Raw genomic sequence first — 26,789 nt, forward strand, 5'->3', positions numbered from 1 at the left:
AGGCGGCGTTGTGGATTTACTGACCCAAGTGGACGAACTGATTGCCAACGCCCCCGATGACCCTGCAACTGTGGCTGCGGTACAGGCGATCGCCCCCATTCTCTATGAGGAAGCCCAGCGCTACGGGCAAACCGTTTACTACGTCCTGCAAACCCCTGATGGTCAATGGCAGGTGATTACCCTAGAGGAACAGCAACCTCCCCACCAACAAAAAATGTTATCCACGCCTACGGCAGCGAAGCCATGGCTCAAGAGGCCTGTGATGAACAGGTGATCCCCGTGGCAATGCCAATTATTCCCCTCTTGTTTCAACTGTTGGCCGCAGAGCCAGTGGATAGCCTGATGATCCTAGAGGCGGATGGGGAGCGAGGCTGGGAAGTGGGTCGGCAATGGTTATTGGCTCAAGTACGCTCAATCCTCAGTGCCCCCCCAGACATTGCCTAGGACGGAAGCTGCTCACCGCGAATGGCCAAGTCTAGCAGCTGCATGGGGTGGTATATGGGCACGGGGCTGCCTTGCTCTTGCAGATACTGCCGCAACTGTACCGTGCAGCCCACATTTGCTGAGATAATGACGTCTGGGTGCGTATTCAGTAGGTTGCGCACTTTTTGTCGTCCTAAGTCGGTTGCCACATCCGGTTGGAGAATGTTGTAAACTCCGGCACTGCCACAGCACAGGGCCGCATCCAGGGGTTCTCGCAGTTGCACTTGGGGAATTTGGCGGAGCAGTTGCCGCGGCTCAAGGCGGATTTTTTGGCCGTGGATCATGTGGCAGGCATCTTGATAGACCAACGTTAAGGGGCGATCGCCCAAGGGATGTAAGGCGGTCACCAGCCCCTGCTTGACCAAAAAGACCTGTACATCCTCAACCTTTTGCACAAACTCGCGGGCGCGATCGCTATACTCGGGGTCAGCCGCCAACAGGTGATGGTATTCCTTGAGAGTATGGCCACAACCCGAGGCATTGATTAAGATGGCATCCACCTTAGCGGCAGCAAAACAGTCAATCATTTGGCGAGCAAGGGTTTGTGCCTGCTTCTGTTCCCCTTGGTGATGGGGTAGGGCACCGCAGCAGCCCTGTTGGCGTGGCAGCACCACCTCAAAACCATTGGCACTTAAGACGGCAATTGTGGCTTCATTGACTTCAGGCAAAAAGAGCCGCTGCACACAACCAAGAATCACCCCCACGCGGCCCCGCTGTTTCCCTTGGGCAGGTACCACCTCAGGATAGCGAACGCGAAATGTCTTTGCCGAAAGGGAGGGCAGCATTTGATACATGGCCGCTAGGGACTTGGGCAGTAGCCGTTTGAGGAGTCCCACGCGTTTTTCAAGATCCGCCAAGCCCAATTTTTGGTAGAGCCACAGGGGCAACAGGAGCGCCCGCAGCCGTTGGGGGTAGGGCAGCGTTTGGAAAATCAACTGCCGCAGCCAGCGATCGCCCGCGGGACGCTGATAGTGACGCTGCACTTGAACCCGGGTGGCCGCAATCAACTTATCGTACTCGACCCCCGAGGGACAGGTGGTGACACAGGCCAAGCAACCCAAACAGGAATCAAAGTGCTGGACAACATCCGCCAGTTGCACTTGCCCCTCGTTAATGGCATCCATGAGGTAGATACGGCCACGGGGGGAGTCCATTTCTGTGCCCAGGACCCGATAACTGGGACAGGTCGAGAGGCAAAACCCGCAGTGGACACAGGCATCAATCAGGTGTGGATCGGGCGGGCCAGCTACAGGATCAGTTGCAGTCATTCGTAAGTATTATTAATAAGTATTAAAACTTGTCTAGAGATGGCCGACAAAAACCCCAGTGCCAAAGACACCCGTTGCATCCAATTGTTGCTTAAGACTGCGCATCAATTCAAGGGCGTTGCCGCGATAGTCCCAAGGATCCAGCTGCTGCTTGAGGCTCAGCGGTGCCGCTAAGACGGTGACATAGCCCCGTGGTAACCCTTGGCGCAGCCTGAGAATTAGTTGACGGAGATCCTTCTCCTGTCCGTGAAGATAGGCGTAACCAACCCCGGCACTCATTTCGCCTCGGCACTCGCAGGCCAATTTCCTTGCCAACTGCTGAAGCTGGGTGAGGGCGGGCAACATCTCCTGCAATGGCACGCCGATTTTGAGAATGACTTGATTGGGGGTGGGGTTGAGGGTAATGCCTAGGGGGGCTGCGGCTTCAAGTTGCAGATCATGGGTCTGGGCAATGTGACTGAGGCGATCGCCCAAGGTGCCCGCAGCCAAGACTTCCCGCAGCGTATGAAACTCCAGTTCCAGTAAGAGTGCCCCCGTTCCTTCAAGGCGCAGCACACAGCGCGCCGGCGCCAGGGCACTCGTTAAAATTGCCGCCAATCCACTGGCCAAGGCAGAGACTTCTCCCCGCAACTGCCAAATTTGTACCGCATCGGGCAGGGGATAGACCCGCAACGTCACTTCTGTCAGGATTCCCAGCGTGCCATAGCTACCGATGAGCAGCTTCATCAGGTCATAGCCGGCAACATTTTTGACCACTCGCCCCCCGGCTTTGACGATTTGGCCATCACTGCGAATGAACTTGACCCCCAATAACTGATCGCGCCATGACCCATAGCGCTGGCGCAGTGTGCCATTACTGCAGGTGGCCAAGCAGCCGCCAAGGGTAGCCCTTTCCGCAAAGAGGGGATCTGCCGCAATCCATTGCCGTGCCGTTGCCAGTTGTTGCTGAAGGCGTTGCAAGGGGATGCCGACTTGGGTGGTGACGGTCATATCGGCAGCCGCATGATCAATGAGCCTGTGCCATGCTGTTGTCTGCAGCAAAATATCTGCCTGGGGGATGTTTCCGAGCCAGTTGAGTTTTGTTCCTGCTCCAATGGGCAGTACTCGCCAGCCTTGCCGTTGGGCGCAGGCAATCACTTCTGCCCCGGCTTCTGGGGTAGGGGGAGTCACCAGCAGGGCATGCTCAGGCAGATAGGGACGCAGGTGGGGGGCGCGATCGCCCAATTCAGCAATAGGATAAACAGCAGCATCCCCCAAGAGTGCGGTTAGGGTTTGCTTCATGGATTGCGGGTGGGCACTTCAAAGACAAAGCCCTCATAGTATAGGAGTTGGCCGTCCTCACTTTTGACAGGGCGAGCGCATTCGCAGATGGTGGTGATTGTTTGGTCAGCACGATACACCTTGGAAACTAAATTGCGCACTACTCCCCGGGTTTGAATCTGTTGCTGGAACTTCTGCCAACTGCTGTCATCCACGTAGGGGCGTTGGTTGTGGTGCTCAATATCCGCTAACCAGTCTTCAGCATCGGCATAGCCATAGATGCGTGCTAGGGCATTGTTCACTTTGAAGTAAACCCCCTCGGGAGAACTTTGGTAAATCCCCACCACGGCCTCCTCAAACATTTGGCGATACTGTTCTTGCGCTGCTTGCAGTGAGGCCACCAATTCACGGCGCTCTTCCGCAATTTCCTGCAGCTGCTGGTTTTGCTTTTGCAAGAGAGCATTCTTTTGCCGGAGCTTCCGCTGTAGGAGGGCGATCGTCAACTGATTTTTTACCCGTGCCAGCACTTCCGCCTGCTGAAAGGGTTTGGTGATGTAGTCAGCGCCACCTATTTCAAAGGCCTTGACCTTGTCAAATACATCATCCAAGGCACTAATGAAAATAATGGGGATATGCTTGGTCTTGGGATTCTCCTTGAGGGTTTGACAGACTTCATAACCATTCATATCGGGCATCATGATGTCCAGCAAGATGACATCTGGAGGTTCTGCTTCAATACCCATGAGCGCCATTTGGCCGCTGATGGCGCCACGCACATCATAACCTTCCAGTTGCAGCAGGGTTGTTAAAACTTCAACATTTTCGGGGGTATCATCGACTATTAAAATGCGACCAGCCCCTGAGTCAAAGAGGTCGGTGGTCATGCACGGGTCTCCCAATGGCGATTGTTTGTCAGCGCCCTGACACTCCCCATCCTATCAAAGTTTTTTCTGAGTGCTGGCGATCGCCCGCCAATTTGCAACCCGCAAACTCTCAACAGTTGTACTGATTTTTCTATACCATGGGGGTGACCCCCAGCAACGACGGGTATCAATGACAACAAACTGGGACAATTTTCGCAAAAACCTTGGGGAATGGCAGGGCTCCTTTACGGCGGTCAGCCCTACGGGGGAACTGGGGGCCTCGGTGCCTTCTATTTTGATCCTTGCCGATACTGCCGATGGCCAGCGAGTGCGCTTTGAACTACGACGCTTTGGCAATGGCCTCGATCAGCCCCCCACCAGTGAAACGATCCAAGAGTACAGTACCATCGGCCGCCAAAATGTGTTTTTCGCAACGGGGGCATTTTCTAAGGGATCGTTGCAGGTGGCCCCCTTTGCTGAGTTTGGCGCAGAGTATGGCTTTGTCATGGGCGATCGCCGCCTGCGGTTTGTGCAGCTCTTTAACAAAAATCAGCAGTTACAGTCCATGACCTTGATTCGGGAGTTTCGTGCCCACACTCATGCGGTTGAACGTCCTCCCTTAACTGTGGAGCAGCTCCTTGGCGAGTGGCGCGGCACCGCCTACACCGTCTATGCCGACTGGCGATCGCCCACGGAAACTCCGACCCAGCTTCGCCTTTGGCGCGAGGGCGATCGGCTCTACCAACTGCTGCAAACCCCCGACCACGAGGTGAAAACAACGGCCACAATTGCGGGTTCACGGCTCCTCTTTAGGGACACGGATCAACCTAAGCAGCTTGTGCTGCTCCCCGATGGCACCTCTAGCCTCACGCCCCTACAGGTGTCCTTTCGTCAGTCCTTCTTTGTTGAGGTGGGCTGGTTGTGGGCAGAGGGTCAGCGGCAGCGCCTGATTCGTACCTATGGCGATCGCGGCGAATGGGTCAGTGCAACCCTCGTTGTCGAAGAACGGATAAACTAAGCATCCCCAGTAAGAGGGGAAGCAACCAATCCCCATAGCGGGTGTAGAGGGTCTGGGTCTGCCGCCGCCAAATCGTTGCAGCATGAATCACAAACTCGTCGGCGTTTGAGAGCCAGAGGGTTTCTCCCGTAGGTGCAATCACCGCGGAAAGGCCCGTATTGGTGGAGCGCACTAGCCAGCGATCGCCTTCGACGGCGCGCAACACATCATGGCCGTGGTGCTGGGTCATGAGTTGGCGACGGTAGGGATCATTGTTGGCAACACTGAGGATCAACTCCCCACCATGAACCAGTTGCCAGCGACTGCGGTGGGAAAAGGCGGATTCAAAGCAAATCAGGACAACCGCATTTCCCCAAGGGGTGGTAAAGATCTGTTCAGGGTCTCCAGGAATCAGGCGCGATCGCAAGGTGGATAACCGCTGCACCACTCCTGCCAGCCAATCGGGAATATATTCCCCCAATAGGACAAGATGCACTTTGTTATAGTGACTGTCAATCTCACCGTTGCCATCGAGGCTCAGGAGCACCTGATGATGCCCCCCTGCCGTCTCCATAAATGTTCCTAACCACAGGGGCACACCCGCTTCCCGCACTACCCGAGTGATGGGATTCATTTGCTGCCGTTGCCAGAGAATGGGCAGGGCCCCCTCAGGGGTTAAGACAGCATCAACCCCGAAACCCACCAGTTGGCGATAGCCTTGGGCATAGATCTGCCAAGCGCGGCGGATCCCCTCTGGAGTGAGCTTTTCCCGTGTTGGGATATTGCCTTGGATCAAACCTATCTGTAGGGGTTCGCCGTGATCTGCAATGGCACTGGCACCTAAAACCCCATTGAGGGCGATCGCCCCCCCGAGGGTCATTGCAAGCCAAACCCTTGCCCCTGGGTACCGCCGCAGACTGAAGGTAACTAAGCCATTCACTGTCATTACTACCGCTGTAATGGTGGTCGGCCCCGCCAGACGACCCAGTTGCACCAGTCCCTGGGGGCTTTGGGTTAGGGATAAACTAATCCACCACAGGGGGGAATGGCTCCAGAGGGCTTCGAGGGCACACCACAGGGTTATACCCCATAGGAGTTGCCAAGGCGCGGATCGCCGCACCCCATAGCGCACCATCAACAAGGCCCAACTCCCACTCAGGGCAGCCCCCCAAGTGCTGAGAAACAGCCAAATCCCCCGCGAAATCAGCCAACTGGGCACTGGGGCAATGCCGATCCACGTGAGGGGATGCAAATCCCACACCCAGACTAGGCTAGTGCCATAGAACCCCAAGCCCCAACACAGGCCGGCGATCGCTGCCCATAGCGGCGATAAAACCTGACACTGCCACCACAGGGGCACAATGCCCACAAAGGCCAGGAACCAGCCACTCACTGGCGGTAGCGCCAACTGCGTTCCCCAACCGGCGATGCCTAAACCAACGAACAGCAGCCACCTAGGCAATACTTTGGCGTTTGCGTTGCTCTTTGGGGGAAGGCGCCACATACCAGTGTCCTGCCTTAATCAGTTCCCGCTCTAGTAAAGCAAAAAAGCGCTGGCGATCGCTGCCACGCACGACGGCTAAATTGTGGGCTTCTGCCAAGGCCACAGGGTAACCCCGGCCTTTTTCAATTTGGGCTGCCGTCAACGAGACGGCTTGTTGCCATAGGTCTGGATCCTGGGCCACCCATTGAGGTACTTCCAAGCGCACCACTTCTGAGCCACCATGGAGGTAGGCAACGTAGATGTGATGTTCGCCGTAGTGCTCCAAAATGCGGCTGCGGCTACGCCAGAGGGAACTATGCTGTTGCGGTGCTAAGTGCGCTTGCCAGAGGAGCACATCCCGCAGGGAATCAAAGACCTGACAAGGGGGGCGATCGGCGGTTACCTCGAAGCCAGTCTGACTCGTCTGACCACAGTGGAGGGCACAGTTGGGTTCAGGATAGGGGCAAACCCCCAAGCGCAGAAAATTCACCGTTTCCTGACTGCGGGAGGCACTGACATACCCCACCAACGGGATTCGCTGGGCTCGCAATTGATCCCAAGCAGCTAAGATTGGCCTCAACAATTCCTGCCGCACCATTGGCGGCAGTGATTCCCATGCCCAGAAAATGAGTGAACCATCCACAAGGGCTAAGCTGGGAGCTTTCTGATTTTGAGTTTGAATGAGTTCAACAAGGCCGAGAATTTCCCCTTGGGTGCGGCGGTAACGTAACCAATCCTCTAGGGTGAGGCCCCAGCCCCGCGATCGCCCCAATTCATCGGGGTCATACACCAACTGCGGCACGCTATCTAAATGAGGGCGCTGGCCTTGACCGTAGGCGATCGCCACCCGTCCTACGTTAATCAAATAGCAATAGGCAATTTCGTGGTGACTGGGGGCAATTTGCGAACCATCGGTGGCAAAAATCGTATGCGCCCTTGGGGCAGGGGGGACAGTGTGCTTTATCGTCAGCGACTCAATGGGTTCAGCCGCATTAAAGACAAAGGACTCGCCCCACGCTTGGAGAGCTTGGCGATAGTGTTCTAGATGTTCCGCCATTGCTGCGAGGACTGCGAGGGCACGGGTCTGTTTTTGTTGGTTAGCGATCGCCCCTTGGCGGATCAGTTGACCCACCGTTGGCATTTGAGCAGCCACTTTTACCAAGTCCAACACGGTTTTCGTCTCTGGTTGTCTCTAGAACTAACAGAGGTCATCAAGCCCAGCTCGAATAGCCAACCGATTTTGGAGCTTCAAGATGCCTCTCTATCAGTTTTACTGCTGCAGGCAGAACATGTCTGACAGAGGGGCGATCGCTGGCCCAATCGAGTCAGTGAGCCTTAGGCGCAAAGTTCCAACTGTACCCCCATAACTCTATCAGGGGGCATTGTGAAAGCAGCATTATTAAAATTTGTTACGAACCGGAACTTCCCGCAGGTTCACCCCTGGGCTGTGGGTACCCTAGGGGAGTAAAGAATATGGTTCCTTAAAAAGCAACAGCAATTTTCTGAAGCATATTCTATGGATTGCATAAATCTATAAGGTGTATAAAAAGCTGACCCTGTAGTATGCTTACGTTTTTTGAGTAATGGATTCTACTGGCACAAATGGTCATGAGAATTGGAGAACTCTTACTGAAGGCAGGATTAATTACAAGCGGTCAGCTCCAAGTTGCCCTAATGGAGCAAGGGATGTATGCCAACCTGCGTCTTGGTGAAATTCTTGCCCTTCATGGTTGGTTATCCCAAGAAACAATTGACTTTTTTGTAGAAGAGTGGCCAAAACTGGCTCAAGATAAAGAAAAGCGTCCTATTGGTTTTTACCTGAAAAAGGCAGGTTTATTAACGGAAGAGCAGATTAATCAAATTCTCAAGGAGCAGTGGCAAGCCAGCTATCGCTTTGGGGCATTGGCCGTCCTCAATGGCTGGGTGAAGCAGGAAACAGTAAACTTCTTTCTAGAACATATCAACCCAAATGCCCTCAAAGAAAGTGTCCGCATCGAGAAGGCCACATCATCAGTTTTCAACCGACTAACCCCGCAAAGTCGCAAGCATGCAACCAAACATTCAAAACAATTCTCCGAATCCCTGAAGAAGCATGTAATCGATCCAGAAGACTTGTCGGACATTGACCTTGACCTAGATATTGAATGGCTAGGCCGGCCAGAAAACAACTGTTACGTCAACCGCTGAAATAAAAAACTCGCACTAGAGGTAACTCCAATGCGAGGGTAATCACGAATCAGTCTTGAGAGAGGACAATGACGTCTGTGCCCTAGCTCATTGTGGCAGGACTGCGATCATAGCTTGTCCAAACCTGGGGCTTAATTTTGCCCTGAATTTGGTTCCAATAGTGACCCGCGGCCGTAGGTAACCCCATTTGGGCAATCATCCGCGTCAGGAGGGATTGTTCGCGGTTTTTGATCACTTGGTGGTGATGGGTGAGAATGGCCCGCGACAGTTGATTGAGATCAAGCGCTGACATATTCACTCCACCGGCTGGGTTGGCAGTAGGGGTTGCCGTCGTATTCACAGCTTCCCCTTGACCCGTACGGTAGGCCACGCCGCGATAGATTAAATCCCGCACCGGTTGAGCCGGCGGCTTCACTGCGTGGGTGCAATGGTAATTCCAACCCCGATATTTTGCCACGACATCAGTTGCTTCGGTTTGTACTGCCGGAGGAACGTAATCGTATTGAACGCCGCGATAGGTAAGGGTAGTTTTCATAAGCATCGCCCCAAATTATTTACTAGGTGGTTTTCGTCAACTGAGGCGCGTTCCTTCGGGACAACTGCCCTACTTCCGTCTTCGCTGCTCACCTAATTTTCAGGTGCTTTCCAGCAAAGATGAACGATTTATTTCTGTATCTAATTTAACAGTTCTGGCATTATGAAGGCAAGTATTTACAAAAATTTACACTAAAAAACAACCTCTCTGTTCAAGGACGTCTGGATTGAGGGGGGATTGCCCTCAACTCTCAGCGGTATTCATCAGAATGACGTGGCGATCGCGATCGTAGGTGAGCCAACGTTCTTGCCGCAGCTTGCCCAGAAGGCGGGTCATGGTCACGCGACTCGTGCCGATGGCTGTTGCCAGTTGCTGATGGGTGAGGCGGACACTGTAGCGTGTACCCAGGGGATGAGGTTCACCAATTTCTTGCTTCAACAGCAGCAGTAAATGGCGTAATCGCTCCTCAACGCGGCGATGACTAGTAATTCCTAAGAGACCTTCCGCTTGCCGTAGGCGACGAGCTAGACCGCGCACAAGGCTTTGGGTCAAGTTGGGCGAGGATTCCACCTCCACCAGCGTAAAGAGCATCAGCTCTGTCTTGGAAAGGGCCTTGGCTTGGTAGGCCATTAAACTGGTCAAGGGTAAACCAAAAGCAGTACCTGGTGTAGCCAGTCCCACCACCACTTCTTCCCCATCGGGATGTAGAAGATTCAAAAGGACGACACCCCGGCTCACTAGCCAAATGCGTTCTGGTTCCATCCAGATGGTGTCCCCGATACTAAACGTGTGCACTCGCAAGGAGGAGCGCCAGCGTCCATCCACAGGAGGAGTAACTGCAGCGGTGGAGACGTTTCCCATGGCGGTAGAACCTCAAGCAAAGGAACCAGCCCTTAGGTGTGTGCCTGAGAGCTGGGTTGTTCTGCCAACATTTCCAGTGAACATTCCCAGTGTCTGTGTTCTGGGTAACGTTAGCTAAAACTTTTTATTAGGCTAAGGGGCAAACGTAAAGATGAGATAATCCTTGGCTCAAGATTGGGTTAAAGTTTTGTTGTCAGGGCAGAAATCGCTTCTAACAGGCCCCGTGCTTTGTTGAGGGTTTCTTCGTATTCCCGCTGCGGATCGGAGTCGGCAACAATACCAGCACCCGCTTGCACATGAATCAGATGTTGATGGTCCGTCAGGGGTTGCACCACCATTGTGCGAATGGCGATCGCTGTATTGAGTTGACCTTCAAAGTCATAGTAACCATAGGCACCGGAGTAGGGGCCACGGCGGCAACCCTCCAATTCATAGATAATTTCCATAGCACGAATTTTGGGGGCACCACTGACTGTACCAGCGGGGAAACAGGCTTGAAGTAAGTCCCATGCCGTTCTATCAGGCAATAGTTCACCCACCACATTACTGACAATGTGCATAACATGGGAATAGCGCTCAATCACCATAAACGCTTCAACGCTGACACTCCCCTGACGACACACGCGCCCCAAATCATTGCGCCCCAAATCAACCAGCATGACGTGTTCGGCCACTTCTTTGGTATCGGCAAGGAGTTCTGCGGCAAGCTGCTGATCTTCGGTGTAGGTGTGCCCCCGCTGGCGAGTGCCAGCAATAGGACGCACAGTAGCAAGGAGAGACCCAGCGTTTTCAGGATGGTGCTCGGCTTTAACCATCACTTCTGGACTAGAGCCAATGATCTGCCATGTGCCAAATTGAAAGTAGGCCATGTAGGGGGAAGGGTTAATCAGGCGCAAGGAGCGATAGAGGGCAAAGGGATCGCCGCTGTAGGTGGCACTGAGGCGTTGGGAGAGAACGACTTGGAAAATATCCCCCGCACGAATGTAGTCCTTAGCGCGCTTCACATTGGTACGGAAGGTTTCCGGGGTAATGTTACTAGTGTAACTGGGGGTCTGGCGACTGGGTTGCCAATGGAGTTGAGTGGCCTCAGGGGGAATACGGGTTTGCAGTTTGCGCAAAAGCTGCTCTAGGCGATCGCTTGCGTGAGTATAGGCCGTTTTCAAGTCCGTCTCACGGGTATCGGCATAGACCACTGCCCAGATTTTTCGCTTCACCTGATCAAAAATCAGGATTTGATCCACCTGCATCCACACCCCATCAGGCAAATCCCTTTCTGTGGCAGGATGAATGGGAACCCGTGGCTCAATCCACTGAATCAGTTCATAGCCCCAAAAACCAAAAAGACCACCAATGCCCCCGGGCAGTTGCGGTAACTTCACAGGCTGATAGGGTGCAAGGCAATTGGCCAAAATGGTGAAAGGATTGCCCGTAAACCTGGTGAGTGACCCATCGCGATGGGTTTGGGTGGTTTGGTTGCCGCGGGTTTCCAGTACCCACAGTGGATCACAACTAAGGAGACTGTAGCGGGCCAGTTGTTCGCCTCCCTCGACGGACTCCAGCAAAAAGTTGTAGGGGCGATCGCGACAGACCCGATACCAAGCCGACACAGGTGTATCCATATCCGCCACCCACTCCTGATAGATGGGGATGAAGTTACCCTGCTCGGCAAGTTGACAAAAAGTCTGAAAATCGGGGTACATGGTCGCGTGTGTGAAAACTTTCTTATTTTCTCCCTAAAGGGAAGCAACAGCAATCTCGACGCCAAGGGTCAGGTGCTTCTGGGGTGGCACGTGCAGTAGATCCACCCCCGTATTCAATGCATTGCGGGGGGCGGTCCAAGGTTCTAGACAGTAGTAGGGTTTGCCCTGAACCGTCCAAAAGACGAGGGTTGTGAACACTCTATCGTAGCGGAGCGTCAGGCAGTAGTGTTGTTGCAGGTCACAGACGCGAGCTACTTGACCCGTGAGCGGGCGACAGGCCAAATCGAGTTCTGCTGCACTCCAGTCAAACATGCCGCTAAAGGTGAGGGGTTGCTGGTTTTTTTGATCCACCATGGCATGGATCGGCAAGTCAAACTGCAATTGGTGCTTGTCAGCAACAGCAAAGTAGGGATGCAAACCAAAGCTAAAGGGCAAGGGGGTGTCACCGGGGTTAGCCACCTCAAGGGCGATCGCCAAGGCATTAGCAGCAAGGGTATAGGTTAAGGTCAGATGAAAGGGAAAGGGATAGACTTGGCGCGTGGCTGGAGTATCTTGCAATCGCAGTTTCAAGACATGTTCCTGCTGATCCAGCACCTGCCATGGCAAGTCCCGGGCAAAGCCGTGCTGTTTGAGGTGATAGGCTTGGCCACTGTAGTGAAATGTATCCTCGGGCAAATTGCCACAAATCGGAAAAAGGAGGGGAATACCACCGCGCACGCTTAACTGAGGGTTGGCAAAGCGCTCCCGATCTAAGTACAGCAGCTCATGACCCTGCCACTGCCAGCGACTAATGAGGCCACCGCGCTCTGGGATCACCTCAACGCGAGTACGTTCGGCATGAAGAGTATAGGGCATTACCATAGCTGGACAGTAGACCTGCTTCTTAGGATACACCCACGACTGCGCTAGAATAGCGGCAATGCCCTTGGAGGGAAGCCAATGTCCCTAAGATTTACCCTAAACTCCACCCTACGTTTTTGGTTCAGTGTGTTGCTGGTAACTTGGTTACTGGGGCTACTGGGGCTAGGCTGGCTAGTGCAATCCTTTCTGGTGCTGTTTTTATTCTTAATGGTAACTCCTGTGCTCCTTTTTGCGGGCTTGCAACTTTGGTTGCGCTGGAAGTTGGTGACGGCGGCTTGTCCAGTGTGTGGCTTTGAATTTAGCAGTTTGAATAATACCCAAACCCAATGCCCTGCCTGTGGCGAAATGCTGATGGTGCGCGATCGCCAGTTCCACCGATTGGCTCCCCCTGGCACCATTGACGTGGAGGCAGTGGAAGTGGTCAACCCTGTGATTGAGGACTAGCCACAGTGGTATGATTGGCCCAAGATTGTCTGTCGCTGGCAGCATGCCCGATGCGACAGTCCCTTGCTAAAACTAAAATGATAAGATTTGCCATGGGTTACGGGGTACTCTATGCGACAACTTAACTTCTTGATGATATTTGTCATTGGTTTGGGCTTAGTTCTCTTTAGTATCCAAAATACCGATCCAGTTAGTATTAAGTTTTTTGAAGGAAAGGTCATTCAAGCGCCACTGTGCGTTGAACTGATTGTCGCTATGGGGGTGGGTGCCCTCTTTGCCTGGGTCTTTAACGTTTGGGTACAGCTACAGCGCACCTTTACGATTCGGGTGGAAATGGAAGCCCGCGATGAACAAATTGCCCACCTTGAGCAGGATGTGGAGCGCTATAAAGCTGCCCTTGAGGAGCAACAACGCCTTTTGCCCAGTGTCAGCAGTGCCTCGACGGAAAAGTAGCCTAGAGCCTTGAAAATTCGTTAGGCTAAAAAGTGATTAACCTTTGTTGCCTTTGTTATTTTCTGTTAACTTGGCGTGTCCTATGGCTGTATCTCTGGCTGTTGAAAAGAAAAAGTTAAAAAATCCGCCCCTACAGCTGCACTATTTGGGCGATCGCGTGCTGCGTCAACCCGCCAAACGGGTCAGCAAAGTAGATGACAGTATCCGCGATATTGTGCGGAAAATGCTCCAAACCATGTACAGTGCCGATGGCATTGGCTTGGCGGCACCGCAGGTGGGCATCAATAAGCAAATTCTCGTCATCGATATTCATCCCGATGACCCTAAAGCGGAGCCGTTGGTGATGATTAACCCGGTCATTAGGGACTTCAGTGAAGAACTGGAGGTTTGCCAAGAGGGCTGCCTAAGTATTCCTGGGGTGTACCTAGAGGTGCGTCGTCCGGCTATGGTGGCGGTGTCCTACAAAGATGAGTGGGGTCGTCCCCAAGAAATCATGGCGGCTGGGTTGCTTGCCCGTGCGATCCAGCATGAAATTGATCATCTAACGGGGGTAATGTTTGTCGATCGCGTGGAAAACCAAGCGTTGCTGCGTCATGCACTCACGGAGCATGGGTTTACCGCCAGTGCTGTGCGTCCCATTGCTGCTTAACCCTGAGGAGCATTGTCTGTGGCCAAGAGTTATCTATACTTATTGGGGGCCTGTGTGGCAGCGATCGCCACGGTGGGTTGCATTTTTGAACTGAGCTCTGGGGAAGCCCAGTTGGGAACTGTGCCCACCACTGTGATTTTGCTCCTCAGTGCGCCCCTCGGTTTCGTGGCCTTTGTAACAGCGGTGCGCCTTGCCCGTGCCAGCGATCGCCCCTGATGGATTGGAATCTGCTATGACACTCACCTACCCTGAGGACCTGCAATACCTCGACAGCCACGAGTACCTGCGCCTTGAGGGCGACACGGCTACCATCGGCGTTAGTGCCTTTGCTGTGGATCAACTGGGGGATATTGTCTTTGTCGAGTTGCCTGCCGTTGGCGATACCCTAGAACCCGGCGAGCGCTTTGGCACGATTGAATCGGTCAAGGCCGTTGAGGATCTCTATGCGCCCCTTGGGGGAACCGTCATCGCCGTCAATCAAGCCGTCATTGACAACCCCGAGCAAATTGCTGCAGATCCCTATGGTGAGGGGTGGTTGGTGAAGGTGCAAGTCAGTACCCCCCCTACCGGACTCCTCTCAGCGGCGGATTATCGTGCCCTAGTGGAAGGAGCTTAGGTGGTAACCAACGCCTTGCAAGTCCTTGTAGATGGACTGGCCACAGGGAGTGTTTATGCCATCTTTGCCCTCGGCTATACCCTTGTCTTCTCGATTTTGGGCATTATCAACTTTGCTCACGGCGCTGTTTTTGCCATTGGTGCTTATCTCACCTATGCTCTCTTGGGAGGACGCTTTGGCTTTAATGGCCTGTTGGCCAATGGGCAGCTTCCCATTGCCTTACCCTTTGCCCCGGCCTTAGCTTTGAGTGCCCTTGGCTGTGGGCTGTTGGGGGTTGGCATTGATTGGGTTGTCTTTCGACCGTTGCGGCAGCAGCGCACCGATACCCTCTTGACGGTGGTGGCCAGTCTTGGAGCTGCCGTTTTCCTCACCAACCTGATCCAGTATTTAGTGGGTGCCGAAGTCTATACCTACCCCGATCAACTCTGGGGTGGATTGCCCCTTACCCTGCGATGGGGGGACATTACCCTGCGCACTAGCCAATTTATTATCTTTGCCGTGGCTGTGGTTTTGATGATTGCCCTGACCTATTGGGTGAAAGGGACGCGCATGGGGAAAGGATTGCAAGCCGTGGCTGAAAATCCGACTGCCGCCACATTGCTGGGCATTGATGGTGATCGCATTATTCAAGTGACATTTTTTGTTAGCAGTGCTTTGGCTGCTGTTGCTGGCACCCTCATTGCCTTGAGTGTTGGGATTACAGGGCCACAGTTTGGGGTGATCTTTGGTCTCAAGGGGTTAGCGGTGATTGTTGTGGGGGGCCTCGGGAGCTTACCGGGAACAATGTTGGCCGGTTTTTTGCTGGGATTGGTGGAGGCAATCGTGCCTGCGGCCGCTTCGGGGTTTCGGGATGCTGCTGCCTTTGCAATCCTCTTTCTGGTGCTGCTTGTGCGCCCCCAAGGGCTATTGGGTCAGCCCCCAGTTGAAAAAGTCTAAGGCGCTTCAATCACTAATTCACTGCTGTAGCTAGAACCGTGCCCCTGGCGGCCACTAATTCCACCTTCAAGCTGACGCTAAATTGGCTTTCAAAGGGTTCTTTTTTGTAGTTGACACTCCAAATTTCCAACTCACAGCGATCGCTAGGATCTGCCGGATGGATCTGCAGGCAAAACTGTCGCTGCGGAGCGCGCCACTCACAGGTAATGTGATCCACGGCCCCAATTTGTCGCCGATCCAAGGCCGAAGCCAGCCGTAGAATGGCACTGAGTTGCTCGACCATTTGCCGTTCTCGCCGTCCCATCAATTGACGGAAGTTTTCATGCTTTTTCTTGGGGGGGCTTTTGCGGTGATAGCGACAGAGGTTGGCAATGATTTCAATTTCCGTATCAGTGTAGCCGAGTAAGCCGCCGTGGCGCACAAGGTAGTAGGAATGTTTATGGTGGGCGGAATGGCTGACGTAGTGGCCGGCATTGTGGAGAATGGCCGCTGCCCAGAGGAGTTCCCGTTCTGCTTCTGTCCAGTTGTGGAGAATCCCTTGGGTGCGATCAAACAGGGTTAGGGCAAAATTGGCCACCCGTTCACTGCTGGCCAGATTGACGTGGAATTTTTGCGCCAAACTGTAGGTACTGCGCTGGCGGACGGAGCTTTGATAGCGCAGGCGGTCTTCAATCAGTCCGTGGGTCAGCATCCAATCCACAATGATGCCTTCCCGCAGGGCGCGATCGCAGGTGATCAGGCTGCTTTGGCCAAGCATCTCCATGGCCTCAGCGAGAATTACTGCCCCCGCAACAATAATTTCCGCTCGCCGCTCCGACATCCCCAAGAGTTGACAGCGTTGGTTAAAGTTGAGCCGCCGCAATTTGGCCAGCAGAGCTTTCAAGTCCTCAAGGGTGAGTTCATAGCCCCGTAGAGAGGGGGGGCAAGTACCAAGGCGATCGCAGGTGTGAATCATCATCAGGCTTTCAATGGTGCCTGAGGTACCCACCAATTGCGGTTTTTCATGGGGGCCGAGCTGCTGCCGCAGGTCCTCCACAGCGCGATCCAACATTCCCCGCACATAGGCACGCAGGGCAATGTAGTCTTGATCGCTAATGGGATCACTTTTGACAAATAAATCCGTCAGGCGCACAGCCCCCACCTTGGTACTACTGAGGCAACGAGGTTCATGGCCATCGCCAAGAATTAACTCCGTGGAGCCACCCCCAATGTCTATGATGATGTGGGGCTTGCCGTTGAATTCTAGCCCCGAGAGTACCCCCAAGTAGATGCGCCGCGCTTCCTCTTCGCCGGAAATGAGATCAATGGTCAGGCCGGTCTCTTTTTTGACCCGCTCTAAAAACTCGCGACCATTGGGGGCTTCGCGCACGGCACTCGTGGCCACGCCAATCATTTCTTCCGCCTTGAGGCCCGTGGCCAATTCGCGACAGCGCCGCAGGGTGGCGATCGCCCGCTGCATGGCCTCTTCCGTCAGTTGCCCGGTAATTTGGCAGCGTTCCCCCAGCCGCACCATATCCTTTTCCGTCGCAATGATTTTGAAGCTGGGTAAGCTGGGCTGAATTTGCACCACCACCATGTGAATTGAGTTTGTCCCGACATCAATTGCCGCCAGAATGCGATCGCTGAGGTTCACCGGTCGCCACAGGTGGAGATGTTGTTCAGCCGTCATTGGAGTTGTCATCAAGGGGACAAACATCCCCTATGGTACCCCAACTCCAAACCTTTTCAGGGGGATGAAACAGACTCAAAACATGAAAGCCAAGACGGTCTCTCCTATTTCACAAAAGGGCTGTATTTCCTGTTAAATGATCCTTGATTTTGGCGGCAATCCGTGAGCCTAAATAGTCGGGAATAACGCTGCCATTGGGACCCAGCAGATAGAGCAACAGCCGCACCCGCCCCTGCCAAAGCATAAAATTGATATTGACCACCAGCAATTCCTCTTGCCAAAGGGCGTGCATTACCTTATAGAGCAGTGCCGGATGATTTGCAGACTCCACCAAGAGTGCCGGCAGATGAAAGACCTGATCTTGATAGAAACTGGTGGTAACTTGCGGCAGGCCTTCGTTGAGGTTAAACTCCATGGCCAGCATTTCCTCAACCGCAAACTCACCACTGAGGGTCTGTTGGAGGGCACGGCGGACGCTTTCACTGCGCTTTTTGGTCAGGGGTTTGCCCTGCTCTGAGAGCACAAGTTTGACAAAGACCAGCAGCGGTGGTCGCACATGGCCATAGAGCGAGACATTGTGAATCGTCAGCTTGTAGGCGGCCATCACCCCAAAGAGATCACTCAGGAGATAAGAGTGATTGCGGTGGGCAAAGTGGAGAATGGAGCGATCGCCCTCGGGGACGATTTGAATCACCGCCTGATTTGTCCGATGAATTTGAAAGCCCAACTTCAGGTTTTGCAGTTGGACGTCCCGACCAACAAATTGCTCATAAAAGTCCGGAAAAGAGCGGTTGAATCGCTTCAGGACATCAAGGTTACGCAGTTGAAAATCGGAAACCATGGGTGAGAGTCGCTATACTATAGCCTAGGCCGGGTTACACTAGGTCGTTTCTCCATCTCCAGCATACTTGCATGAGCTTCTGGAAATCGCTGTTCAATTCACAACCGACTGCCAGCACTACCACGACGTCCCCTAGTTTAGGTTCTCCGGTAGAGCGGGACAATGGCAGCGAAAGCAAAATTATTTTTAGCAAAGAAAAAGATATTGATGTCTATGAACTAGAAGAACTTTGTGATGCTGTCGGCTGGTCGCGCCGTCCGATTCGTAAGGTGAAAAAAGCAATTCAGCACAGCTTTTTGGTGATCTCAATGTGGGAGCAGCGGGGTGCCTATCGTCGTCTGATTGGCTTTTCCCGTGCCACCTCTGACCATGCCTTCAATGCCACGATTTGGGATGTAGTGGTGCATCCAGAATTTCAGGGGCGCGGTCTGGGCAAGGAGCTGATGCGGCAGATTATCAAAGAACTGCGCAGCGAGGACATCAGCAACATTACCCTCTTTGCCGATCCCCATGTGGTGGACTTTTACCGTCAGTTGGGTTTTCGCCCCGATCCCGAGGGGATTAAGGGAATGTTTTGGTACCCCAATTCCCGCTAGGCTCGATAATCAATAACATAGCTGAATGATCCTTTGCCATGAGCCAAACCCCCCTCGTCACTGAGGCTGAGATTGCTGCAGAAGGTCTCAAGCCCCAGGAATATGCTGAAATTGTCCGTCGCCTAGGCCGTCATCCCAACCGCACGGAATTGGGAATGTTCGGCGTGATGTGGTCGGAGCATTGCTGCTACAAAAACTCGCGGCCCCTGCTGAAGCAGTTTCCTACCCAAGGACCACGGGTTCTTGTCGGTCCCGGTGAGAATGCTGGTGTTGTGGACTTAGGGGATGGCTTGCGCCTTGCTTTTAAGATTGAGTCCCACAACCATCCTTCGGCCATTGAACCCTTTCAGGGAGCAGCGACTGGAGTGGGGGGGATTCTGCGGGATATTTTTACGATGGGGGCACGTCCCATTGCCCTGCTGAACGCCCTGCGCTTTGGTGATCTTAAGGAAGCAAAAACCCAACAATTGGTGAAAGGAGTAGTGGCGGGTATTGCCCACTATGGCAACTGTGTCGGTGTGCCCACAGTGGGGGGGAGGTCTATTTTGACCCCTGCTATACCGGTAACCCCTTGGTGAATGCCATGGCCCTGGGTCTTATGGAAACCCCAGAGATTGTTAAATCGGCAGCCAGTGGTATTGGCAATCCAGTCCTCTACGTTGGCGCCACCACGGGGCGGGATGGCATGGGGGGAGCCAGTTTTGCCAGTGCCGAGCTGACGGATGAGTCAATGGGCGATCGCCCTGCTGTTCAAGTGGGGGATCCCTTCATGGAAAAATGCCTCATTGAAGCCTGTCTGGAAGCCTTTCAAACTGGAGCAGTTGTGGCCGCCCAAGATATGGGGGCGGCAGGATTGACCTGTTCGACCTCGGAAATGGCTGCCAAAGGCGGTGTGGGCATTGAACTGGACTTGGACAAGGTGCCCGTGCGCGAACAGGGGATGGTGCCCTACGAGTTTCTGCTTTCGGAATCCCAAGAACGGATGCTGTTTGTGGCGGCGCAAGGGCGGGAAGCAGAACTGATTGAGATTTTCCATCGTTGGGGCTTGCAGGCGGTGGTTGTGGGGCGTGTCATTGCTGAACCGGTGGTGCGGGTGCTTTACCGTGGCGAGGTGGCCGCAGAGGTGCCTGCCCGTGCCCTTGCCGAAGATACTCCCCTCTATGAGCGACAGTGCCCTAATGAGCCGCCAGCCTATGTCCAACAGGCGCGGCAGTGGTCGGTGGATCAATTACCGCTACCGGCGCGATCGCCCGCGGAGATTTTGCTCACGCTCCTTGCTACCCCCAGTATTGCCTCTAAAGCCTGGGTCTATCGTCAGTACGATCACGAAGTCCAAAATAATACCTTGATCTTCCCCGGCGATGCCGATGCAGCAGTGATTCGCCTGCGGGGTACGCCAAAAGGAATTGCTGCAACCGTGGATTGCCCCAGCCGCTATGTGTATCTGGATCCCTACGAAGGGGGCAAAGCAGCCGTTGCCGAAGCTGCTCGTAATCTCAGTTGTGTCGGGGCAGAGCCTCTGGCTGTTACCGATAACCTCAATTTTGGTAGCCCAGAAACCGCTGTGGGTTACTGGCAGTTAGCCAATGCCTGCCGAGGTCTTGCCGAGGCTTGCCATGCCCTGCAAACGCCGGTCACAGGTGGGAACGTCTCCCTCTACAACGAAACAATTGATAGGAATGGCCAGCCCCAGCCCATTTATCCGACCCCTGTGGTGGGGATGGTGGGGTTGATTGCCGACCTGCAGCGGGTTGTCGGTCAGGGCTGGCGATCGCCAGGGGATGTCATCTACCTATTGGGGTTGCCTCTGACTACGCCTTTGAGTGATCCGCGCCTGAGCCTAGGCGGTTCAGAATACCTGGCCCAGATTCATGGGCTTGTGGCCGGTTGTCCACCTCAGATTGATTTAGACCTAGAGCAGCGAGTGCAGGCAGTGTGTCGCTATGGCATTCAGCAGGGTTGGATTGCCAGTGCCCACGATCTCAGTGAAGGTGGTTTGGCTGTGGCCTTGGCAGAAAGCTGTCTCAGCGGCCAGCGGGGGGCGAAGATTCAATTACCAGCGGGCACCTATCCCCGCTGGGATGTGCTGCTATTTGCTGAAGGGGGGGCGCGAATTCTGGTTTCTGTGCCACCGACGGAACAGACAGCATGGGAGGCCTATGTGCAGGCGCAATTGCCCAATGCTTGGACACGCTTAGGGGTGGTTAATGGTGAACATACCGAACTGTGTATTGACACCTGTGACAATTCTCTGCTTATCAACGTTACGATAAAGGAGTTAGCTCTTGCGTGGCGATCGCCCCTGCCGAAATATTTGGACTAAATGACAGAACAACAATTTGCTGATAAGCCGGAAGAAGCCTGTGGTGTGTTTGGGGTCTATGCCCCCGGGGCGGATGTGGCTCGCCTCGCCTACTTTGGTCTCTATGCCCTGCAACATCGAGGTCAGGAATCGGCTGGCATTGCCACATTTGCTGGAAACACCGTCCACTGTTACAAGGATATGGGCTTGGTGTCCCAAGTCTTTGATGAAGAGATTCTTGGACGGCTGGTGGGAGATTTGGCTGTCGGCCACAACCGCTACTCAACCACAGGTTCCAGTCGCATTGTCAACGCCCAACCAGTGGTAGTGGAAACCCGCCTAGGACCTTTGGCCTTAGCCCACAACGGCAACTTGGTGAATACCTACGCCCTGCGGGAACAGGTGCTGGCCTGTGATGCGCCCACGGCGGTGTTGGCGAGTACAACAGATTCTGAACTCATTGCCTGGGCGATCGCCCAAGCGGTGGCCACTGGCCAATCCTGGTCAGAGGGCATGATTACTGCGGCTCAACAGTGCCAAGGGGCTTTTAGTTTAGTGGTGGGTACCCCAGCGGGATTGTTTGGCCTGCGGGATGCCCACGGCATTCGTCCCTTAGTGATTGGCCGCCTGATGATAGAAGGGACAGCCCATTATGTCCTTGCTTCGGAGACCTGCGCCCTTGATATTATTGGTGCCGACTATGTGCGGGATGTGGAGCCGGGGGAACTCGTCCACATTACTCCTGAAGGGATTGGCAGCATACAATGGGCAGAGTCCCAACGGAAGCTGTGTATCTTTGAGATGATTTACTTTGCCCGTCCTGATAGTGTCATGCAGCGGGAGAGCCTCTATAGCTACCGGCAGCGCTTGGGGTACCAGTTGGGTCGGGAAGCTCCCGCCGATGCCGACGTGGTGATTGCTGTGCCTGATTCTGGCGTGCCAGCGGCCATTGGCTTTTCCCAAGCGACGGGGGTACCCTACGCCGAAGGCTTGATTAAAAATCGCTACGTGGGGCGCACCTTTATTCAGCCCACCCAGTCGATGCGGGAGTCGGGAATTCGCATGAAGCTGAATCCGCTGCGGGATGTACTGATGGGACAGCGGGTGGTGATTGTCGATGACTCGATTGTGCGGGGCACCACTAGCCGCAAAATTGTCAAGGCACTGCGGGATGCCGGTGCTGTGGAAGTCCACATGCGTATTTCTTCGCCCCCTGTCACTCACCCCTGCTTCTATGGCATTGACACCGATACTCAAGATCAACTGATTGCCGCCACCAAGTCTGTGCCTGAGATTGCCGCTCAGATTGGCGTGGATTCCCTGAGTTACCTCAGTTGGCAGGGGATGATTGCCGCCACCTACGATACGGGCGATCGCTTCTGTTCCGCCTGCTTTACCGGCAAGTACCCGATTAGCATCCCCGAGCCAGTGAAACGGCAAAAATTGGTGCTTGAGCAACTTCCCCAATGAGTCTAGACTGCGGCTACTGGCCTTCCATCCTTTCTGCAGCGGAAGTTAGTGCTGCTGCCACCAGTCTCAGTGAATTGCGCTCTACTCCCCTGGGTCTGGTGTGGTTAGAGCGGCGTCCTCAACAAAAGGGGCGCGTGGTGTTGGTGCGTCAAGGGCAAGAACTTTTGGCTGCCCCCTGGAGTGCGCGATCGCGAGTGAATGAGTATGGCGGCGGCGCCTACTGGTGCCATGGTGATCAGATTTACTTTGTCAATGATACCGATCAGGGCATCTATGCCCTTGGGGAACCCCACCCCACGTTAATCTACCAAGCTGCCAATACTCGCTTTGCTGATGGCTGTGTTGATCCTTGGCGCGATCGCCTGCTGTGTGTGCAAGAGGTGCTTCTAGCAGAGGGTCGTAGCCAACAGTCCATTGTGGCTATTGCCTTAGGGGGAGAGCGAACCGTGCTGGTTCAAGGAGCAGGCTTCTATGGGGCACCCCGCCTGAGTCCAGACGGTAAGACCCTTGTCTGGCTGCAATGGTCAGCACCGCAGATGCCCTGGGATGGCTGTGAACTGTGGGGCGCCATGGTCAGTAGTGACGGTTCCCTGGGTACCCCCTACCGCATTGCTGGCAGCAGTGAGGAATCTGTCCAACAACCCCAATGGCAGGGAAAGACCCTCTACTACATCAGCGATCGCTCTGGCTGGTGGAATCTCTATCGTTACTGTGATAGCCGCCATGACCCCGTTTGGCAAGCCAGTTATGATGCCGGTGTACCCCTGTGGGTTTTTGGTCAATCCACCTATGCTCTGGTGAATCCAGAGACGGCGGTCTTAACCTATAGCGATCGCGGGCTATGGCAGCTGGCAGTGGTTTCCCTAGAAACAGGTAAATGGCAAACTGTTCCGACGGATTATACCGAGATCCATTCCCTCGTTCGGGTGAGCGATCGCGCCGTTGCCTTTGTTGCCAGTTCGCCCCTGTTGCCTCCCCATATTGGGCAGTTCAATCTTGAGGACGGCACCACAACATCGCTTCGGCCCATTGCTTCTCCCCTGCCGCCTGAGTGGATTTCTCAGCCCGAGCGGATTGCATTTCCGACAACTGAGGGGGCCACCGCCTACGGCTTTTTCTACCCGCCCCAAAATCCCCAAGTGCAGCCCCCGTCACGCCCACCCTTAATCGTGAGAAGCCATGGGGGGCCTACGGCCGCCAGTGGCACTGGCTTAGATCTGCGCATCCAGTTCTGGACCAGTCGCGGCTTTGCGGTGTTAGATGTCAACTATCGTGGCAGTACCGGCTATGGTCGCGCCTATCGCAATGCCCTGCGGGGACAGTGGGGAGTGGTGGATGTGGCCGACTGTGTTGCAGGGGCGGAGTATTTGGTGGCTCAAGGACAAGTGGCGGGCGATCGCTTGGCAATTCGTGGCAGCAGTGCCGGCGGCTATACCACCCTTTGTGCACTGACATTTACGCGCGTCTTCCATGTGGGGGCAAGTTACTACGGCATTGGTGATCTCCTGAGCCTGCTCAAGGAAACCCATGCCTTTGAGGCCCATTATTTTGATCAACTGATTGCCCCCTATCCCGAAGGGGCAGACCTCTACCGCCAGCGATCGCCCCTTTACCATGCGGATTGCCTCACCTGCCCCGTGATTTTCTTTCAAGGGCTAAAGGATGTGGTTGTTCCCCCTGGCCAAGCGGAACAGATGGTGGCCGCCCTTCAGGCCAAGGGCATTCCCGTCGAGTATTACACCTTTGCCGAAGAGGGGCACGGCTTCCGCCAAAGTAGCACGATCGCCACCGCCCTTGAGGCAGAGTTGAGGTTTTATCAAAGGCATCTACTTAAATCTCATCTACTTGAATCTACTTAAGGGATAGATAACAATGTTTACTGGTATTATTCAGGCGATCGGTGTGCTCCAGCAACGCTCCGAGTCACAGTTGGTGATTACTGCCAGCGATGCCCCTTTCCTTGGGGATGTGGCCATTGGCGATAGTATTGCTGTTGAGGGTGTTTGCCTCACAGTGGAAACCGTTGATGCCACGGGGTTTACAGTCAGCGTCTCTCCGGAAACGCTACAGCGCACTACATTGGCGGCCAAAGCGGCAGCGGGAGCAATGGTCAACCTCGAACCTGCCCTGCGGGTAGGCGATAGGGTGGGGGGACATTTTGTTACTGGTCATGTGGATGGTGTCGGCACCCTACTGGCGATCGCTCCCACAGGCACCAGTTGGGAACTGACATTCTCCGCCCCTGAAACGGTGGCAGTGTACATTATCCCCAAAGGCAGTATTGCCATCAATGGCATTAGCCTCACTATTGCCCATTGCAATGAAAAAGGGGATGAGTTCAGCATTGCTGTCATCCCCCATACCTATGCAGAAACCACGTTGCAATTTCTTAGGGTTGGCGATGGGGTGAACCTAGAGGCGGATCTACTGGGCAAATATACCCGCAAGTTTCTCCAGCCCCAAAACGCCTCAACCGCAGTGAATAACGAAATTGACCTTGCGTTTCTCCAAACCCATGGCTACGCCTAGGGGCCTTATTTTTCTTCTTGTTTGGGCGAGACTTGCCACCGGATTTTTTGGTAGCGGCACCGAATCCCTTGCTTTCAGCCGCAGGTTCCGCCGTCTGCTCAGCAGCTGCTACAGGTTCTGGGGCTGGCTCTTCAGTTGTCACTTCCGCTGCCGGTTCAGGTGCGCTCACTTCAGGTGGGGCAGTTTCAGCCACCTCTGCAGTTGCTTCGGCGGTTTTTGCAGCAGCACTCATGGCTTGGGTTTGGGCAGCTACTTCCTCAGCAAGGTTAGTTTCTTGCTTCTCGATCCCCTCACCGAGGACAAAGCGTTGGAAGCGGCGAATCTGGATATTTTCGCCCAGTTCGGCAATGTGCTCTTTCACCAACTCTTCAACAGTCTTGGACTGATCGCGGATAAAGGGCTGGTAGAGCAAACAGAGCTCTTTGAGGGTTTTTTCCAGCTTGCCAGCAACAATTTTTTCTTGGACTTCTGGGGGTTTCCCTTTCAAGGCATCGGAACCAAGGGCAATCTGGCGTTCTTTCTCCTTGTACTCGGCGGGAATATCGTCTAGGGAGACAAATTCCACATTGGGGCAAGCAGCAATTTGCTTGGCAATGTCTTGGACCAGGGTTTTAAATTTCTCGTTACGAGCGACAAAGTCAGTTTCGCAGTTCACCTCCACCAGCACACCAATGCGCCCACCGGTGTGAATGTAGCTATCCACCAGACCTTCACTGGTTAGACGCCCGGCCTTTTTACCCGCAGAGGCTAGGCCCTTTTGCCGCAGCCAAGCAATGGCGGCTTCCATATCGCCATTGGACTCCTGCAAGGCTTTCTTGCAGTCCATCATGCCGGCACCGGTTTTGTCCCGCAGTTCTTTGACTAGTTTGGCTGAAATCTCTGCCATGATCGGTTCCTCAAGGATTAAGCGTCAGAGTCATCTGGAATATCTAGAGCTTCGGCATCACCATCGTCGCTGGCGGTCATCCCATCGTCGTCCTCATCAGCGAGATTGGCTTCGGGTTCCTCCAACTGACCATGGCGGCCTTCGTAAATGGCATCGGCGAGTTTGCCCACAATCAGCTTAATCGAACGGATGGCATCATCGTTAGCGGGGATGGGAATATCCACTTGGGTGGGGTCACAGTTGGTATCTAGCAGCGCCACGATAGGAATCCCCAATTTGTGACACTCGGCAACGGCGTTGTACTCCCGCTTGACATCCACAATGATCGCAACATCGGGCAGCCGCCGCATTTGTTTGATCCCGCCAAGGTATTTTTGTAGGCGTGCCAGCTCTCGCCGCAGGGCTGAGGCTTCCTGTTTGGGCCGCAGATCAATGAGGCCGTTTTCCTCCATGCTTTCTAGTTCTTTGAGGCGATCGACACGGGTTTTAATCGTATTCCAGTTAGTGAGCATTCCCCCCAGCCAGCGCTGGTTGACGTAGTAACTGCCGCAGCGGAGCGCTTCCTGTTCGACAATGCCGGCGGCTTGACGCTTGGTACCAATAAACAAAAAGCGTTTGCCTTTTTCAGCAGCGTTGCGGATGTAGTTGTAGGCTTCATCCACCAGTTGGGCGGTTTGTACGAGGTCAATGATGTGCACCCCATTGCGAACCGTGAAGATGTAGGGTGCCATCCGGGGGTTCCAGCGGCGGGCTTGGTGGCCAAAATGAACCCCTGCCTCCAGCATTTGGGCAAGGCTAAGAACTGCCATTGAGTTGTACTCCTATGGGTTAAACAACCATCCGTCCATGATCCGGTGAGGACACCCAAGGGGACGAATGTGAAAGATGTGCAGATTTATT

At 54.2% G+C, this 26,789-nt stretch carries 26 protein-coding genes, 2 pseudogenes and 1 riboswitch; of the genes and pseudogenes, 15 read left to right on the forward strand and 13 right to left on the reverse strand.

What is annotated here, in order from left to right:
• Positions 1–10 precede the first annotated feature (10 nt).
• A complete protein-coding gene (locus NK55_RS13460; RefSeq protein ID WP_051372791.1) occupies positions 11–274 on the forward strand; it encodes a hypothetical protein in 264 nt (87 codons plus the stop codon).
• Positions 244–444 carry a hypothetical protein gene (locus NK55_RS13465; protein WP_051372792.1) on the forward strand — a complete coding sequence of 67 codons (201 nt, stop codon included), beginning with the start codon at positions 244–246 and terminating at the stop codon, positions 442–444. The genes NK55_RS13460 and NK55_RS13465 overlap by 31 nt, the downstream gene beginning before the upstream one ends.
• Here NK55_RS13465 and NK55_RS05075 read toward each other — a convergent pair.
• The 3 genes from NK55_RS05075 to NK55_RS05085 are packed head-to-tail and all read right to left on the reverse strand — an operon-like array spanning position 441 to position 3,895.
• Positions 441–1,751, reverse strand: coding sequence for a (Fe-S)-binding protein (locus NK55_RS05075; protein WP_024124712.1), 1,311 nt, complete (start codon positions 1,749–1,751; stop codon positions 441–443). The two genes, NK55_RS13465 and NK55_RS05075, sit on opposite strands and share 4 nt — an antisense overlap.
• A gap of 33 nt (positions 1,752–1,784) precedes the next feature.
• A complete protein-coding gene (locus tag NK55_RS05080; RefSeq protein ID WP_024124713.1) occupies positions 1,785–3,032 on the reverse strand; it encodes an FAD-binding oxidoreductase in 1,248 nt (415 codons plus the stop codon).
• A complete protein-coding gene (locus NK55_RS05085; RefSeq protein ID WP_024124714.1) occupies positions 3,029–3,895 on the reverse strand; it encodes a response regulator in 867 nt (288 codons plus the stop codon). The genes NK55_RS05080 and NK55_RS05085 overlap by 4 nt, the downstream gene beginning before the upstream one ends.
• 70 nt (positions 3,896–3,965) lie before the next feature.
• Here NK55_RS05085 and NK55_RS05090 point away from each other — a divergent pair, with 70 nt between their 5' ends.
• The gene (locus NK55_RS05090) at positions 3,966–4,892 is read left to right on the forward strand and encodes a DUF3598 family protein (protein WP_255325322.1); all 927 of its coding nucleotides are present in this window, start codon (positions 3,966–3,968) and stop codon (positions 4,890–4,892) included.
• On the opposite strand, the gene lnt is transcribed toward NK55_RS05090, so the two are convergent.
• Complete coding sequence (gene lnt / locus NK55_RS05095; protein ID WP_024124716.1) at positions 4,855–6,375, reverse strand: apolipoprotein N-acyltransferase; 1,521 nt, start codon at positions 6,373–6,375, stop codon at positions 4,855–4,857. The genes NK55_RS05090 and lnt overlap by 38 nt on opposite strands.
• Positions 6,326–7,525 carry a DNA double-strand break repair nuclease NurA gene (locus tag NK55_RS05100; RefSeq protein ID WP_041429082.1) on the reverse strand — a complete coding sequence of 400 codons (1,200 nt, stop codon included), beginning with the start codon at positions 7,523–7,525 and terminating at the stop codon, positions 6,326–6,328. The genes lnt and NK55_RS05100 overlap by 50 nt, the downstream gene beginning before the upstream one ends.
• A 437-nt stretch (positions 7,526–7,962) precedes the next feature.
• On the opposite strand from NK55_RS05100, the gene NK55_RS05105 reads away from it, so the two are divergent.
• Positions 7,963–8,541, forward strand: a complete 579-nt coding sequence (locus tag NK55_RS05105) for a hypothetical protein (RefSeq protein ID WP_024124718.1) — start codon at positions 7,963–7,965, stop codon at positions 8,539–8,541.
• A gap of 82 nt (positions 8,542–8,623) precedes the next feature.
• Here the strand turns inward: NK55_RS05105 and NK55_RS12695 are convergent, their stop codons facing one another.
• The 4 genes from NK55_RS12695 to NK55_RS05125 form a co-directional block, all read right to left on the reverse strand.
• Positions 8,624–9,076, reverse strand: coding sequence for a DUF4278 domain-containing protein (locus NK55_RS12695; protein WP_024124719.1), 453 nt, complete (start codon positions 9,074–9,076; stop codon positions 8,624–8,626).
• A gap of 44 nt (positions 9,077–9,120) precedes the next feature.
• A riboswitch (Glutamine riboswitch) is annotated at positions 9,121–9,204 on the reverse strand.
• Positions 9,205–9,319: 115 nt separating this feature from the next.
• Complete coding sequence (locus tag NK55_RS05115; RefSeq protein WP_024124720.1) at positions 9,320–9,937, reverse strand: Crp/Fnr family transcriptional regulator; 618 nt, start codon at positions 9,935–9,937, stop codon at positions 9,320–9,322.
• Positions 9,938–10,116: 179 nt separating this feature from the next.
• Positions 10,117–11,637 (reverse strand): anthranilate synthase component I, encoded by a 1,521-nt coding sequence (gene trpE / locus NK55_RS05120; protein ID WP_024124721.1) that lies wholly within the window; start codon positions 11,635–11,637, stop codon positions 10,117–10,119.
• Positions 11,638–11,670: 33 nt separating this feature from the next.
• Positions 11,671–12,492 carry an aldose epimerase gene (locus NK55_RS05125; RefSeq protein ID WP_225871786.1) on the reverse strand — a complete coding sequence of 274 codons (822 nt, stop codon included), beginning with the start codon at positions 12,490–12,492 and terminating at the stop codon, positions 11,671–11,673.
• A gap of 84 nt (positions 12,493–12,576) precedes the next feature.
• Here NK55_RS05125 and NK55_RS05130 point away from each other — a divergent pair, with 84 nt between their 5' ends.
• The 6 genes from NK55_RS05130 to NK55_RS05155 all read left to right on the forward strand — a co-directional run bounded on the left by NK55_RS05130 (position 12,577) and on the right by NK55_RS05155 (position 15,596).
• Positions 12,577–12,942 carry a hypothetical protein gene (locus NK55_RS05130; protein ID WP_024124723.1) on the forward strand — a complete coding sequence of 122 codons (366 nt, stop codon included), beginning with the start codon at positions 12,577–12,579 and terminating at the stop codon, positions 12,940–12,942.
• A 111-nt stretch (positions 12,943–13,053) separates the two neighbouring features.
• Positions 13,054–13,395 carry a LapA family protein gene (locus NK55_RS05135; RefSeq protein ID WP_024124724.1) on the forward strand — a complete coding sequence of 114 codons (342 nt, stop codon included), beginning with the start codon at positions 13,054–13,056 and terminating at the stop codon, positions 13,393–13,395.
• Between the two features lie 82 nt (positions 13,396–13,477).
• A complete protein-coding gene (def, locus tag NK55_RS05140) occupies positions 13,478–14,044 on the forward strand; it encodes a peptide deformylase (protein WP_024124725.1) in 567 nt (188 codons plus the stop codon).
• Positions 14,045–14,062: 18 nt separating this feature from the next.
• Complete coding sequence (locus NK55_RS05145) at positions 14,063–14,260, forward strand: hypothetical protein (RefSeq protein ID WP_024124726.1); 198 nt, start codon at positions 14,063–14,065, stop codon at positions 14,258–14,260.
• A gap of 16 nt (positions 14,261–14,276) precedes the next feature.
• The gene (gene gcvH, locus NK55_RS05150) at positions 14,277–14,660 is read left to right on the forward strand and encodes a glycine cleavage system protein GcvH (RefSeq protein WP_024124727.1); all 384 of its coding nucleotides are present in this window, start codon (positions 14,277–14,279) and stop codon (positions 14,658–14,660) included.
• Positions 14,661–15,596 (forward strand): branched-chain amino acid ABC transporter permease, encoded by a 936-nt coding sequence (locus NK55_RS05155; RefSeq protein WP_024124728.1) that lies wholly within the window; start codon positions 14,661–14,663, stop codon positions 15,594–15,596.
• Between the two features lie 13 nt (positions 15,597–15,609).
• On the opposite strand, the gene NK55_RS05160 is transcribed toward NK55_RS05155, so the two are convergent.
• Both NK55_RS05160 and NK55_RS05165 read right to left on the reverse strand, forming a co-directional pair.
• Complete coding sequence (locus NK55_RS05160; protein WP_081711814.1) at positions 15,610–17,277, reverse strand: Ppx/GppA phosphatase family protein; 1,668 nt, start codon at positions 17,275–17,277, stop codon at positions 15,610–15,612.
• 97 nt (positions 17,278–17,374) lie between these two features.
• Positions 17,375–18,106, reverse strand: coding sequence for a hypothetical protein (locus NK55_RS05165; protein ID WP_024124730.1), 732 nt, complete (start codon positions 18,104–18,106; stop codon positions 17,375–17,377).
• A gap of 71 nt (positions 18,107–18,177) precedes the next feature.
• On the opposite strand from NK55_RS05165, the gene NK55_RS05170 reads away from it, so the two are divergent.
• From NK55_RS05170 to NK55_RS05190, 5 genes and pseudogenes are all read left to right on the forward strand, one after another.
• Entirely contained in the window at positions 18,178–18,702 is a 525-nt protein-coding gene (locus NK55_RS05170) for a GNAT family N-acetyltransferase (protein ID WP_024124731.1), read from the forward strand.
• 38 nt (positions 18,703–18,740) lie between these two features.
• A pseudogene (purL, locus tag NK55_RS05175) lies at positions 18,741–21,025 on the forward strand (phosphoribosylformylglycinamidine synthase subunit PurL).
• Positions 21,026–22,474 carry an amidophosphoribosyltransferase gene (gene purF, locus NK55_RS05180; protein WP_024124732.1) on the forward strand — a complete coding sequence of 483 codons (1,449 nt, stop codon included), beginning with the start codon at positions 21,026–21,028 and terminating at the stop codon, positions 22,472–22,474.
• Positions 22,471–24,333: a S9 family peptidase gene (locus NK55_RS05185; RefSeq protein ID WP_024124733.1), complete on the forward strand. Its 1,863-nt coding sequence runs from the start codon at positions 22,471–22,473 to the stop codon at positions 24,331–24,333. The genes purF and NK55_RS05185 overlap by 4 nt, the downstream gene beginning before the upstream one ends.
• A 13-nt stretch (positions 24,334–24,346) precedes the next feature.
• Positions 24,347–25,003, forward strand: a complete 657-nt coding sequence (locus tag NK55_RS05190) for a riboflavin synthase (RefSeq protein WP_024124734.1) — start codon at positions 24,347–24,349, stop codon at positions 25,001–25,003.
• A gap of 10 nt (positions 25,004–25,013) precedes the next feature.
• On the opposite strand, the pseudogene tsf reads toward NK55_RS05190, so the two are convergent.
• Positions 25,014–25,889: pseudogene (tsf, locus tag NK55_RS05195) on the reverse strand (translation elongation factor Ts); the annotation flags it as partial.
• A gap of 17 nt (positions 25,890–25,906) precedes the next feature.
• On the reverse strand, positions 25,907–26,698 hold the full coding sequence (rpsB, locus tag NK55_RS05200; protein ID WP_024124736.1) for a 30S ribosomal protein S2: 792 nt from the start codon (positions 26,696–26,698) through the stop codon (positions 25,907–25,909).
• Between the last annotated feature and the right edge of the window lie 91 nt (positions 26,699–26,789).

The sequence above is a fragment of the Thermosynechococcus sp. NK55a genome, assembly GCF_000505665.1.
In the GTDB taxonomy this organism is placed as follows: Bacteria; Cyanobacteriota; Cyanobacteriia; order Thermosynechococcales; family Thermosynechococcaceae; genus Thermosynechococcus.